This window comes from Aquimarina megaterium XH134 (assembly GCF_000520975.1).
Lineage (GTDB): Bacteria > Bacteroidota > Bacteroidia > Flavobacteriales > Flavobacteriaceae > Aquimarina > Aquimarina megaterium.
Map to the genome: position 1 here is coordinate 1 of NZ_JACB01000162.1, position 387 is coordinate 387.

The 387-nt window shown below is 37.0% G+C and carries 1 protein-coding gene; it reads left to right on the forward strand.

The genetic code is table 11. The annotated features are described in order from the left end of the window. Window positions 1-387, forward strand: a 387-nt coding sequence (locus tag Z053_RS31775; protein ID WP_035097369.1) for a GEVED domain-containing protein, incomplete at both ends; no start/stop codon positions are given.

Genomic DNA, 387 nt, shown 5'->3' on the forward strand with positions numbered 1-387 from the left:
AATGTAAATGATGAATATATTGGTAAAGTACAGGTTAATACGATTGATAATTCTTCGGGAGCTCAGTTTTATTCTGATTTTACATCGGTTTCTACAACCTTAAAAGAAGGACAAAGTTATGATATCACTGTAACCCCAACCTGGACAGGAACTACATACTCTGAAGGATATGCTGTTTGGATTGATTATAATAACAATGGTGACTTTACAGACTCTGGAGAATTGGTATGGTCCAAAGCAGCTTCTACCGATACTAACAATACTGGATCATTTACGGTACCAAGTGGAACGGCTCAAACTTCAGTAAGAATGAGAGTGTCTATGAAATATAACGCTATTCCCACTTCATGTGAAACCTTCACGTATGGAGAAGTAGAAGACTATACG